This is a genomic window from Bacillus marasmi (assembly GCF_902168435.1).
GTDB lineage: Bacteria > Bacillota > Bacilli > Bacillales > Cytobacillaceae > Bacillus_BU > Bacillus_BU marasmi.
The window spans coordinates 77,414-89,571 of sequence record NZ_LR656165.1 but is presented as its reverse complement, the minus strand read 5'-3'; the positions used below and the strand labels follow the sequence as shown (position 1 = coordinate 89,571).

The 12,158-nt window shown below is 38.7% G+C and carries 14 protein-coding genes; 11 read left to right on the top strand and 3 right to left on the bottom strand.

What is annotated here, in order from left to right:
• Positions 1-10 precede the first annotated feature (10 nt).
• From FXW34_RS02650 to FXW34_RS02635, 4 genes are read left to right on the top strand one after another with little or no spacing between them, the layout of a single operon-like run.
• Positions 11-580 carry a nicotinate-nucleotide adenylyltransferase gene (locus FXW34_RS02650; protein ID WP_147532428.1) on the top strand — a complete coding sequence of 190 codons (570 nt, stop codon included), beginning with the start codon at positions 11-13 and terminating at the stop codon, positions 578-580.
• Positions 570-1,136, top strand: coding sequence for a bis(5'-nucleosyl)-tetraphosphatase (symmetrical) YqeK (gene yqeK / locus FXW34_RS02645; RefSeq protein WP_147532427.1), 567 nt, complete (start codon positions 570-572; stop codon positions 1,134-1,136). The genes FXW34_RS02650 and yqeK overlap by 11 nt, the downstream gene beginning before the upstream one ends.
• A 4-nt stretch (positions 1,137-1,140) precedes the next feature.
• Positions 1,141-1,503 (top strand): ribosome silencing factor, encoded by a 363-nt coding sequence (gene rsfS / locus FXW34_RS02640; RefSeq protein WP_147532426.1) that lies wholly within the window; start codon positions 1,141-1,143, stop codon positions 1,501-1,503.
• On the top strand, positions 1,493-2,245 hold the full coding sequence (locus FXW34_RS02635; protein ID WP_147532425.1) for a class I SAM-dependent DNA methyltransferase: 753 nt from the start codon (positions 1,493-1,495) through the stop codon (positions 2,243-2,245). Before rsfS ends, FXW34_RS02635 begins: the two co-directional genes overlap by 11 nt.
• Positions 2,246-2,318: 73 nt before the next feature.
• On the opposite strand, the gene comER is transcribed toward FXW34_RS02635, so the two are convergent.
• The gene (gene comER, locus FXW34_RS02630) at positions 2,319-3,149 is read right to left on the bottom strand and encodes a late competence protein ComER (protein ID WP_147532725.1); all 831 of its coding nucleotides are present in this window, start codon (positions 3,147-3,149) and stop codon (positions 2,319-2,321) included.
• An 85-nt stretch (positions 3,150-3,234) separates the two neighbouring features.
• Between comER and FXW34_RS02625 the strand changes: the two genes are divergently transcribed.
• From FXW34_RS02625 to FXW34_RS02615, 3 genes are all read left to right on the top strand, one after another.
• Positions 3,235-3,855: a helix-hairpin-helix domain-containing protein gene (locus FXW34_RS02625; protein ID WP_246140831.1), complete on the top strand. Its 621-nt coding sequence runs from the start codon at positions 3,235-3,237 to the stop codon at positions 3,853-3,855.
• A 100-nt stretch (positions 3,856-3,955) separates the two neighbouring features.
• Positions 3,956-4,384, top strand: a complete 429-nt coding sequence (locus FXW34_RS02620) for a deoxycytidylate deaminase (RefSeq protein WP_147532424.1) — start codon at positions 3,956-3,958, stop codon at positions 4,382-4,384.
• A gap of 97 nt (positions 4,385-4,481) precedes the next feature.
• Positions 4,482-6,797 (top strand): DNA internalization-related competence protein ComEC/Rec2, encoded by a 2,316-nt coding sequence (locus tag FXW34_RS02615; RefSeq protein ID WP_187118810.1) that lies wholly within the window; start codon positions 4,482-4,484, stop codon positions 6,795-6,797.
• Between the two features lie 392 nt (positions 6,798-7,189).
• On the opposite strand, the gene FXW34_RS02610 is transcribed toward FXW34_RS02615, so the two are convergent.
• The gene (locus FXW34_RS02610; protein ID WP_147532422.1) at positions 7,190-7,321 is read right to left on the bottom strand and encodes a YqzM family protein; all 132 of its coding nucleotides are present in this window, start codon (positions 7,319-7,321) and stop codon (positions 7,190-7,192) included.
• Between the two features lie 319 nt (positions 7,322-7,640).
• On the opposite strand from FXW34_RS02610, the gene holA reads away from it, so the two are divergent.
• Positions 7,641-8,663, top strand: a complete 1,023-nt coding sequence (gene holA, locus FXW34_RS02605; protein WP_147532421.1) for a DNA polymerase III subunit delta — start codon at positions 7,641-7,643, stop codon at positions 8,661-8,663.
• Between the two features lie 38 nt (positions 8,664-8,701).
• On the opposite strand, the gene rpsT is transcribed toward holA, so the two are convergent.
• Positions 8,702-8,965 carry a 30S ribosomal protein S20 gene (gene rpsT, locus FXW34_RS02600; RefSeq protein WP_147532420.1) on the bottom strand — a complete coding sequence of 88 codons (264 nt, stop codon included), beginning with the start codon at positions 8,963-8,965 and terminating at the stop codon, positions 8,702-8,704.
• Positions 8,966-9,227: 262 nt separating this feature from the next.
• On the opposite strand from rpsT, the gene gpr reads away from it, so the two are divergent.
• The 3 genes from gpr (at position 9,228) to FXW34_RS02585 (ending at position 12,033) form a co-directional block, all read left to right on the top strand.
• The gene (gene gpr, locus FXW34_RS02595) at positions 9,228-10,352 is read left to right on the top strand and encodes a GPR endopeptidase (RefSeq protein WP_147532419.1); all 1,125 of its coding nucleotides are present in this window, start codon (positions 9,228-9,230) and stop codon (positions 10,350-10,352) included.
• Positions 10,353-10,467: 115 nt separating this feature from the next.
• Positions 10,468-11,670 carry a stage II sporulation protein P gene (gene spoIIP, locus FXW34_RS02590; protein WP_147532418.1) on the top strand — a complete coding sequence of 401 codons (1,203 nt, stop codon included), beginning with the start codon at positions 10,468-10,470 and terminating at the stop codon, positions 11,668-11,670.
• A gap of 21 nt (positions 11,671-11,691) precedes the next feature.
• Positions 11,692-12,033, top strand: a complete 342-nt coding sequence (locus tag FXW34_RS02585) for a YqxA family protein (protein ID WP_147532417.1) — start codon at positions 11,692-11,694, stop codon at positions 12,031-12,033.
• The last annotated feature ends 125 nt before the right edge of the window (positions 12,034-12,158 follow it).

The following is a 12,158-nucleotide window of genomic DNA, read 5'->3' as shown; positions in this document are numbered from 1 at the left end:
AGGGCTGATTTTGAAAAAAGTCGGCATACTTGGAGGCACTTTTGATCCTCCTCATAACGGTCATCTCCTAATTGCGAATGAGGTGCTTGATGCTTTAGGTTTGGATGAAATTTGGTTTATTCCTAATCATGAACCACCTCATAAACATAAATCAGGTGGCGCAAATAATGCGGACCGTGTGAAAATGCTCGAGCTAGCAACACGCAGTCATCCTAATTTTAAAATAGATAAAATCGAACTTGAACGAACTGGACCATCATATACGTATGATACGATGAAGCTATTGAATGAAATGCATCCGGGATACGATTTTTATTTTATTATCGGTGCTGATATGATTGAGTATTTAGCGAATTGGTATAAAATAGATGAGTTGATTGAAATGGTCAAGTTTGTTGGAGTAAACAGACCGGATTATCAGGAAATATCTCAATATCCGATCATAAATGTATCCGTTCCGGAAATGGGCGTTTCATCGAAATTAGTGCGTGATCGCCTGAAGGAAAAGAAGTCCATTCGATATTTGGTTCCAGAGCCTGTTCAAGAGTATATAGAGGAGAATAAGCTATATGAATCGTGAAAATGCACTACAAATTGTTAAGACTCAATTGACTGAACATCGTTACCAGCATACGCTTGGTGTGATGGAATCGGCAATTGAGCTTGCCAAGCAATATGGGGCTGATCCGAAAAAAGCGGAATTGGCAGCCATTTTTCATGATTATGCCAAGTTTCGTCCAAAAAAAGAAATGCAGCAAATTATTATTGACCAAGGCATGAACCCTTTGCTGCTACAATATAACAGTGAACTATGGCACGCGCCAGTTGGGGCTTATTTGGTTGAAAAGGAAGCGGGAATTACTGATTCAGAGATTTTGAATGCTGTCCGTTTTCATACCTCAGGAAGACCAGAAATGACACTTTTGGAGAAAGTGATATACTTGGCTGATTATATTGAACCAGGACGTCATTTTCCTGGTGTAGAAGAAGTTAGAGAATTGGCTAAAATAAGTTTAACAGATGCATTAATCGCATCAATGAAGAACACAATTGTTTTTTTACTGAAAAAAAATCAACCAGTGTTTCCAGATACAATTGATACGTACAATCATCTCATATTAACTAAGGAGAAATGATTACATGACTAATAAAACATTATTACATACTGTTGTAAAAGCAGCAGACGATAAAAGGGCAGAAGATATTCTAGTACTAAACATGCAAGGAATCTCAATGATTGCTGATTACTTTGTGATTTGTCACGGTAATTCTGATAAGCAGGTTCAAGCAATTGCCCGTGAAATTAAAGAGAAAGTTGACGAATTACAAATGCCAGTAAAGCGCATCGAGGGCTTTGATGAAGCGAAATGGATTTTGGTGGATTTAGGTGACGTCGTGGTTCATGTATTCCATCGTGAAGAACGGAGCTATTATAAGCTAGAACGTCTTTGGGGAGATGCTCCTATCGAAAATGTATTAAGTGAGTTAACAAATGACCTATAACGGTTTTGCCTATGTTTATGATGAGTTAATGAGGGATACTCCATATGATCAATGGGTGGACTTTGTACTCCGACAAGCAAAGAAGTATCAGGTAGAGGCCGATAGAATTTTGGATTTAGCCTGTGGAACAGGAGAGCTCTCGGTTTGGCTCGCTGAGGCTGGTTATAAAGTAACCGGTGTGGATTTGTCAGAGGACATGCTCTCTGTTGCTAATGCAAAGGCGAGTGAAAAAGGACTTTCGATTGAGTTTTTTCAACAGGATATGACTGAACTTGAAGGTTTTGATGCCTTTGATGTGATTACGATATTTTGTGACTCATTGAATTATTTGCAAACTGAGGAAGCTGTCATCAGCACTTTTCAGCGAGTTTATGAGCATTTACAGCCAAATGGATTGTTTTTATTTGATGTCCATTCGCTCTATAAGATGAATGACATTTTCCTAAATGGTCCTTTTGTTTTAAATGATGACGACGTCTCATATATTTGGCATTGCTTTGCGGGGGAATTTCCGAATAGTGTAGAACATGAGCTAAGTTTCTTTGTCCTAGATGACAAGAGCGGTCTATACAAACGTATAGATGAACTACATATGCAACGAACTTATCCAATCGACCAATATGTTACATGGCTTGAGGGGAATGGTTTTGAAGTGCTAGAAATTGGAGCGGACTTCACGAACAAAACGCCACAACCCGAATCAGAAAGAATATTCTTCACAGCAAGGAAAAAATCACAATAAGAGGGTGACTACTGCCACCCTCTCGTTTTTTTTATATAAAAATAACAAAAGTTCGCAGGAATTTCAAACATAATCAAGAATTTATACTAGGATATTGTTTTTTTACCAACTCAATATCCTTTCTAAATTTACGGTGGGTAGCATGAAATACGTGCTCAAACACATCGCCTAATTCTTCTTCTAACACCTTGATTCCTTCACCAGTAATCCCACCTTTTACACATACCTTTTCCTGTAATGCTGGCAATGTATAATATCCGTTTTTTAACAATTCGCCAAGGCCGATTAACATCTCACTAGCCAAAACATTGGCTGTCTCTTCATTTATTTCTGTTTCCTTCACTGCTGCCTCGATAAATCGTTGTGTTAAATAACTAAAAAAGGCTGGACCGCAGCTGACGATATCAGACGCCACCCTTGTAACCTTTTCATCAATTTCGATTGGGACAGAGATTTTTCGAAATAAATGCTCAAGCGCTATATGCCATTTCCGAGAGCAGTGTGAGCCAAAGGTAAGTAAAGAAACGCCTGCACTAGCACGATTTGTAATGCTTGGAATAACCCGTGCAACAGAGCATGGAACAATTGCCTCAAGAAGATCTACACTAATAGGACTTGTAATTGAAACCACGCATTTATCCTTAGTTAAAAACGGTGTAATATCTTGAATGACTCGAAAAATGTCATGTGGTTTCAAGCATAAAAATATTAAATCTGATTTGATTGCCACAGCTTTAGGTGTGGAAACTACGGAAATATCGTGATATTTATTTTTAAGCACAAGCGCTTTTTTCATCGTTCTATTTACGATTGTTAAGGAAGAAGGAGCGACTGCCTTTTGTTCTAGCATGGCTTCTGTTAAAATCCTCCCCATATTTCCAATGCCAATGACACCAATTTTCATGACTCTATCCTCCTTCATGAACAGGTTTCTCCTATACCATATGAATGAATTTTTAAGAATATAACTATTGAAAGGATGGTACAAGTTGAAAGAGTGGTTAAAGGAAAATAAGCTTTACGTGTTTGGTGGGACTCTTCTTTTGGTGGTGATGATTTATTATTATTGGTTTGCAAGGCCTTCTATCCCTCTTCCCGTCACAGAGCCAAATATACAGGAAGCAACATCGGGGAATATTGTTGAACAACAACCAGAACAGCAGGATACACCAAAAATCATCATGATTGATATTAAGGGGGCAGTGGTAAAGCCTGGTGTTTATGAGGCAACCGAGGGAGAGCGTGTACACGACTTAATTGAACGTGCTGGTGGCTTATCTGAAGGTGCAGATTCAACGAAGATTAATTTTGCGATGTATGTGAAGGATGAGATGATTTTATATATTCCTGCAGTTGGGGAAATAGTTGAAGGTTTATCGGAGCCAGGAAGTGCATCCACAGGTCAAGTTGATAATGGGAAGGTTAACTTAAACACTGCAGATGCGACAGAGCTTGAAACACTCCCGGGAATTGGACCTTCAAAAGCAGCAGCAATTATTGAATATAGAGAAACGTCTGGTCCTTTCAAATCGATTGAGGATCTTCAATCTATTAGTGGAATAGGCACAAAAACCTTTGAAAAATTAAAAGAAAAAATCACAATTGACTAAATATCACAAATTGACGGACGTTTCCCTTGGCATTACACTTAAGTGGAGGCACTGCCTAGTCACTCAATTATCGCAATATGTTTAAAGGAGTAAGAAATTTATGTCAAGAAAAAGCTGGGATAGATATTTTATGGATATCGCTAATGTTGTAGCAACACGGGGAACGTGTAATCGTTTAAAAGTAGGTTGTGTAATTGTCAAAGATAAACACATTGTCTCTACAGGTTATAATGGTTCGATACATGGCCATGAACATTGTGAAGATGTTGGCTGTTTGCTCAATGAAGAAGGCCGTTGTATCAGATGCTTACATGCTGAAGAGAACAGTGTGTTGCATGCTGAGAGAGCTGATTTAAAAGGTGCTACAGCTTATGTGACCCACGAACCTTGTGAGAAATGTGCAAAAACATTGGCACAAGCAGGTATCGTAAGAATCGTTTTCGAAAGTGAATATCCAAATAAGTGGAATGAACATTTCTTGAAAGATATTGAAGTTGTACATTTAGTCGAAAAATCAGAAGAAAAATAATGATATTTATCGAAGCGAACAGTGAGGGGCTTGAGCCTTTGTTTCTACTGGTCAAGCCCTAATGCGCTTTTCTATTATGCAATGGAGGATTTTGCTGATGAAAGGGAGAGGCATTTATCTAGCCTTAGCCGCATTATTTGGAATTTTAAGTGCTTTTGTAAACATTGGATTATTTGGATTGCTAACACTTCTTTATCTGTATATTCTTAAGCGCTTTAAATCGGTTACAAAGCTTCAATTGATGCTCATTTTATTTGTTTTCATATTAAATGGTTTTGTTGGATTTTCTGCAAAACAGAACAATAGAACGGAATTAAGCGGAGGGGAACAAAGCCTTCATATTGAGCTCCAGCAATCCAGGATAAATGGAGATCTCCTTGTCATAAACGGTATCCATAAAACCACGACTGAAAAGCTGCTAATCCGTTATCGAATACATTCTCCTCAAGAAAAAGCCTATCTTGAAAATACCCTGCAATACGGCTTTACCTGTACCTTATCTGGTAAGCTCGAGCCTCCTTCGATTTATCACAACCCCAATGTATTTAACTATCAAAAGTATTTATCTACGAAGCAAATTTATTGGATTTTCGATGTGCATGATATTCCCATCGAAACATGTGAAGCACCTGAAATAACGTTTTTATCATTGATGGACAAGCTTCGTTCAGATGGAGCGAAATATGTTGCCAAGCATTTTCCCGAGCCAACTGCAGCACTTGCCATTGCCTTATTGTTTGGTGACCAATCGATGATGGATGGTGAGCTCATCACTTCTTATCAAAAAATGGGTATCGTTCATTTGTTAGCTATTTCTGGTTTACAGGTCACGTTTTTAAGTGGTGTCCTGTTTTATTGTGGCTTAAGAATAGGAATTGTCAGGGAAAAAATGATCGTCGTAATTATGATATTTTTGCCTATTTATGCACTTTTGACAGGGGCAACAGCCTCAGTAGTTAGAGCTGTTATGATGATGATGGTTATTCTAATCAGCCTTAGATTTGGAAATCAACGAATACTACCACTAGATGCATTATGCTACTCATTTCTTATATTACTTTTGTATTCCCCATATTTCATTTATGATGTTGGATTCCAACTATCGTTCAGTGCGTGTACAGCATTACTACTGTCAGCTCCAGTTTTGTTAAAAAATGAAGGAACGCTAAACCAATTAATTTTAACCTCATATATTGCTCAGCTTGCCACGCTCCCAATTATTTTAGTTCATTTCTTTGAAGTATCACTGTTATCGATTATTGCGAATTTACTATTTGTTCCATTTTTTTCTATAATTCTTACCCCGTTTTTTTTCATTGTGTTTTTGTTACATCCTTTTCTCGGTTTTCTTGTTGACCCCCTAATATGGGCACTAAATAAAATCATCTTCATCGTCAATGAATTGATTAACGGTTTCTCCTCTTTGCCATTAAATATGTTGGTTGTTGGAAGACCTAGCAACCTTCTGCTGCTCTTACTCTTCATTTCGATTTTAATGATTTTTTATAGGCTAGAAAGGTATCGAACAAACCGAATTCGCATGAGTTTATTGATTGTATTCCCAATTGTTATCATCACGATGATTCACCTTTGGTCTCCATTTGGTGAAGTAACCTTTATTGATGTTGGTCAAGGTGATTCAATCCTTATCAGATTACCTTATAATCGGGGGAATTATCTAATTGATACAGGAGGGAATCTGCCATTTTCTAAGGAGCCCTGGCAGGAAAAACGTTCAAATTTTGATGTGGGTGATGATGTTGTCGTTCCTTTTTTAAAAAGTAAGGGGATTACAAGGCTGGACAAACTCATTCTTACCCATGGTGATATGGATCATATTGGTGGCGCGACAGCGATTATTGATGAATTAACTGTTAGGGAGATATTGCTCCCAAATGCAAAGGAACAATCTGAGCTTGAACTTGAACTTACATTAAAGGCAAGGCAGTCAGGTATACCCATTAACTATGTTATAGAAGGGCAGGGTTGGCGAGAAGAGGATGATTGGCTTAAAGTATTAGCACCAGATTTGTCTAATGATGAGGGCGACAAAAACAATCAATCGATTGTCCTCTATGGCGAGATTGGGGGATTATCATGGCTGTTTACAGGAGATTTAGAAGTCGAAGGTGAACAGCGTCTAGTACAAAAATATCCATCCATCGATATTGATGTATTAAAAGTAGGACATCATGGGAGCAAAACATCATCATCTGAACTATTTCTAAAGCAATTTAAGCCAGAGGTGGCGATTATTTCCGTTGGTGGGAAAAATCGCTACGGACACCCGCATCGCGAAATTATAGAGAGGTATCAGGCGAATGGTATCAAATTGTATAGGACGGATCAGAAAGGGGCTATTTCTTATTTTTTTAAAGGCAGAAGTGGAACTTTTTCAACTATGCTTCCATAGTATAAGGTAATCGCAGCAACATCTTAAAAATCCAGAAGCTTAAGAGAAAGGCTGTGTTAACGCACAGTGTTGATTTTTGGCAAGTTGATCTTCGCTGCAGGCACGTAGACTCCTATGGGAGTAGCTGGCATGGGAGACCCCACAGGCGCAAAGCGCGAGGAGAACGAAAAGCGGAAGCGGCTTGCTCAGGGGCGACAGGCACAAGACGAATCACGCAAGAGACGTTAGTCTCTGGAGGGATTTGGCTTGTGACCCCGAGCCCCTAGCTGCTGCAGCTAGAAAGGCTCCCAGTTAGCCCCATAAACCGCAAGTGCCTGGAGCGGAAATCAAAAGCCAAAAGAAAAAGACTGCACATGAATGCAGTCTAAGCGTTGAAACTATGTAGTGTCGAATTAAGATCCGACAACATCTATAACTGTTGCAATGATAAATAGTGTTGCGAAAAATCCGAATGATACGATGAACCCCATTGCTGAGTCGATAGCATCATTACGTTTGTCGACAAGCTTTTCAAATTCGTTCACAGTTGATCCCCTCCCCTATTTCATTTTTTAGTATAAGCCAAACATTCAAAAAAATCCAGAACTCTCTTTTCACTTCCTTTAATGACAAGAGTTGTCACAAATAGTTCAAACGTTTTTCGTCAAAAATATTATTACAAACGTGATACCGTCGTAAAGTAAGATCCTAGGCCTTATATTTACGACGTTTATTATAGAAAGGGAATTGGCGAATAGCGGATTTGTCAATTCCCTCCCTCCAATGCACTTGTCAAATGATGATAGCTTCTTTACGATAGTGTAGAGGCAGTTTAATTTTTGTAAGTGAACGGAGAGAGAATGAGTGATTTTTGAACTTTGGAAGCAAATCAGAAAAAAACAAATTGCTCCTGTATATTTATTATTTGGTGCAGAGACCTTTTTCATAAATGAAACAAAGCAATTACTTATGAAGCATGTTCTGGAAGAGGACGAGTCTGATTTCAATTTGTCTAGCTACGATCTAGAGGAAACACCAATAGAAGTGGTTTTGGAGGATGCGGAAACCTTGCCATTTTTGGGTGAGAGACGGTTAATATTTTTACATAATCCCGTGTTCCTTACGGCTGAAAAAACAAAGGAAAAGGTTGAACATAATCTCGCTAGGCTTGAGGCATATTTAAAGGAACCGGCACCTTTTTCAGTGCTGGTATTTACTGCGCCATACGAAAAGCTGGATGAAAGAAAAAAAATAACGAAAGAATTAAAACGGACTGCCGCCTTATTTGAGGCGAAAAAGCTGTCGCAGACAGAGCTCAAGCAATGGATATTTGAACGGGCGGAATCCCAACAAGTGCAAATAACCGATGCTGCAGCAGAACGGATGATTGAACTTGTTGGCGCCAATTTATTTATGCTGGTTGGCGAAATGGACAAACTCACATTATATGCGACAGAATCAAAGTTTATTGATGAACACCTGGTTGAAAAATTGGTCTCAAAATCGCTGGAACAAAATATTTTTACTTTGATTGATAAGATTGTTAATCGAAATGTTGAAGGGGCATTAAGAATTTATTATGACCTTTTAAAGCAAAATGAGGAGCCGTTAAAAATTCTGGCTATGATTGTTGGGCAATTTAGATTGATTTACCAGGTAAAAGAGCTCGCAAGACGTGGCTATGGCCAGCAGCAAATGGCAACCTTTCTTAAAGTCCATCCTTATCGGGTGAAGCTTGCAGCTGGGCAAGCTCGTAGTTTCTCGGATGAAGAATTAACCCATATGATGCGTATGCTCGCCGATGCGGATTATCAAATGAAAACCGGGGGCATGAATAAAGAAATGCTAATCGAAATGTTCTTACTTCAATTAAATACGAGGAAATAAAAAAACGACCTTTTAGGAGGGTCGTTTTTTTTATAGCATTAAGCGTTTAAAGAATTGATTTTCTTAGCTAAACGTGATTTCTTTCTAGCAGCAGCGTTTTTGTGGATTAAGCCTTTACCAGCAGCTTTGTCAAGCTTGCTTGCAGCTTCAGCAAAGTTTTGAGCAACATTTGCATCGTTAGTAACGATTCCAGCTTCTGTTTTCTTAACAGCAGTACGCATTGCAGATTTAAATTGAGTGTTAGCAGCATTTGCTTTTTCGCTTGTTTGTACGCGTTTGATTGCAGATTTAATATTTGGCATTCCGTTCACCTCCTAAAAAGATCGAGATTATATCAACTCGATTTACACTTTCGCATTCATTAACATTTAATTAAGAACAAGTGATATTTTATCAAACGCCCAAAATAAATGCAATACTCTCCTATTAATTTACCTAAATGCGAATGTTTATTCCATGAACAGGAAAGGATAATAATTGGAAAAACTCTATAAAATTCCTGTGACTTATTGGAATTCATTCAAATCTAGCAATTCTTCTAACTGAAAAAATGGAGGGAAACAGATGGGTGATTCACTCGATTTAAGTAAATATGCTGTTCGCACAGATTTAGCAGTTGAAGCGAGGGAAATGGTCCTGGCTGAAAGAGCAAATAGTGTTCAACATGAAGAAAACCTCTCGCAAATTGAAGGGGTCATCATAAAAGAAAAGGAAGAGGATGATATAAAAATTTCCTTAGTAGAAATTACAAAGGAAGCAGAGGAAGCGATTGGGAAAAAGCCTGGACGCTATTTAACGCTTGAAGTGGTGGGAATAAGACAGCAGGACAGCGAGCTTCAGCAAAAGGTAGAGCAGATTTTTGCCCGCGAATTTGCTCATTTTTTAAAAATGCTAGGCATCAGTGATGAGGCGTCATGTTTAGTAGTAGGTTTGGGGAATTGGAATGTAACACCAGACGCCCTTGGTCCATCTGTTTGTGAGAATCTCTTAATTACCAGACATTTATTCCAATTGCAGCCTGAAAATGTAGAGCCAGGATTCCGTCCGGTCAGCGCGTTGGCACCAGGTGTTATGGGAATCACCGGGATTGAAACGAGTGATATCATTTTTGGTGTTGTTGAAAAGGCAAAGCCAGATTTTGTGATTGCGATTGATGCGCTGGCGGCTCGCTCGATTGAAAGAGTGAATTCGACGATTCAAATTTCTGATTCGGGAATTCATCCTGGATCAGGGGTTGGAAATAAACGTAAGGAAATTAGCAAGGAGACATTAGGAATTCCGGTGATAGCGTTAGGGGTTCCAACTGTAGTTGATGCAGTATCGATAACAAGCGATACGATTGATTTTATCCTCAAGCATTTCGGGCGTGAAATAAAGGAAGGCAATCGTCCTTCAAAGGCTTTAACACCTTCTGGCATGACCTTTGGTGGTAGAAAAAAGTTGACCGATGAAGATATGCCGGAAGAGCAGCATCGCAAATCATTTCTTGGAATGATCGGTGTGCTACCAGATGAAGAAAAACGGAAATTGATTTATGAGGTGCTCGCGCCATTGGGACATAATCTAATGGTAACGCCAAAGGAAGTGGATGTTTTTATTGAGGATATGGCTAATTTATTAGCTAATGGGCTAAACTCTGCGCTTCATCACAATGTTAATCAGGAAAACGCAGGCTTCTATACGAGATAAAGCTAGATTTCTGTTAAGTAGAGCTTACTCATTGTAAAAAGTAGGATCAATTATTGTTCTATCTTCTCTAGCAAATTCATAGTATTTACTAGAATGGCTTAAGAGAGGTGGAACCATGAAATTTAGTAGGAAATCGGGTTTAATAGTTGCCGTTCGAGCATCAAGTCTTGTGAAGGTAATATCGACTTTTCTGCTCTTTATATTTTTTGTTTTTACAGTCAGCGGTTTGTTGACATCGTTAAAGCCTGAATACCGCTTATCATCATCTTCGGTGAATAATGTGGCCACACATATGACTGGGGAGTGGCTCTTTCATTTGATGGGTACAGAAAATCATTATTTTCTTGATGGTCTTCCCGAGAGTAGTCAGCCTCCAAAACTAACTAATATTGTGTTTAAAATGTCTACCAATATTAATCTTGATGATCCCAGAAGTTTGTTAGGGCGTGAGCTGCCAGGATTCTCATTATTTGACGGAAAAATCCTCGTTGCGGGGGAAGGGACCAATTATACAAATATGCCATTTGAGTCGGCACCACCAATTGAGGTTTTGAACGCTGAGAAAGAAGCGGCATTGCAAAATACAGAGGGAATCGAAGCAGGGAATCCAAATCAGGAAAATACGGATAAGCCACCAATGACGACTGAAGGTCGCCAAGTTGTCTTTGTTTATTTTACTCATAATCGTGAATCGTATCTCCCCTACTTAAAGGGTGTAACGAATCCCGATGCTGCTTATCACTCTGAGTTAAATGTTATGAAAATCGGTGATAAATTGAAGGAACAGCTTGAGAGCCGTGGAATTGGTACTTTGGTTGATAAAACTGACATTCAAGGCAATCTTACTCGAAAAGGATTAACTTACCCTCAATCCTATCTCGAGTCTAGACCAGTTGTTCAAGCTGCCATGGCTAATAATCGTGATCATCAATTTTTTATTGATATTCATCGTGACAGTCATCGTAAGGACATGACAACTAAGGTCATTAATGGTCAATCCTATGCAAAGCTGGCCTTTATCATTGGCGGAAATCAGAGTAATTATCAAAAAAATGAAAAACTGGCAACTGAGCTACACGAAATCCTTGAAGAAAAATATCCTGGCTTAAGTCGTGGGGTCTTTGTCAAACGTGAAGGAAACGGCAAATATAATCAGGATTTATCAGAAAATGCCTTTTTAGTCGAATTTGGTGGCGTTGATAATACTTTCGAAGAACTTTATCGTTCCTCGGATGCGTTAGCAGACGCTTTAAGTGAATATTATTGGCAGGCAGAAAAGGTGAATCAAGATAACAGCCAGCCGGCAAATCCAAATTAGCAGTAATTGCAGGTGAGAAAGATGAAGTTATTTATGTTGAAAAGCTTTATACTAGCGTCCATTATGTTTGTATGTGTTTTGTTTGGCATGCAACAGGCCAATGATGGTATCCATCGAATGAAGGGTTATGATGATTCTGACTTTGGTAGGGCAATATCATTTAGTGAGAACGAGAAAGGGAATATCGAAGCATCGTTCTTAGGTCAAGATGTCGACAGTCATGATTTTACAAAAAAGAAAGAAGAGATTGAGGAAATGAATGCCTATAACATTTTTTCATCCGCAGGTAAAAATATTACAAAAGGCATTGAAGAATTGACAGGAAAAACACTAGACTATTTTGCCAAGAAAATTAGTGAATAACACAGGGATGAGTTTCGACCCTGTGTTATTTTTTTCGGCAGAATTTTCTTTTGATTGATAACTAAATCCTCAGTTGGTATAATGAAGGATAGTGTATACGTGCGAGAATTGTAGGAGTGAACAAG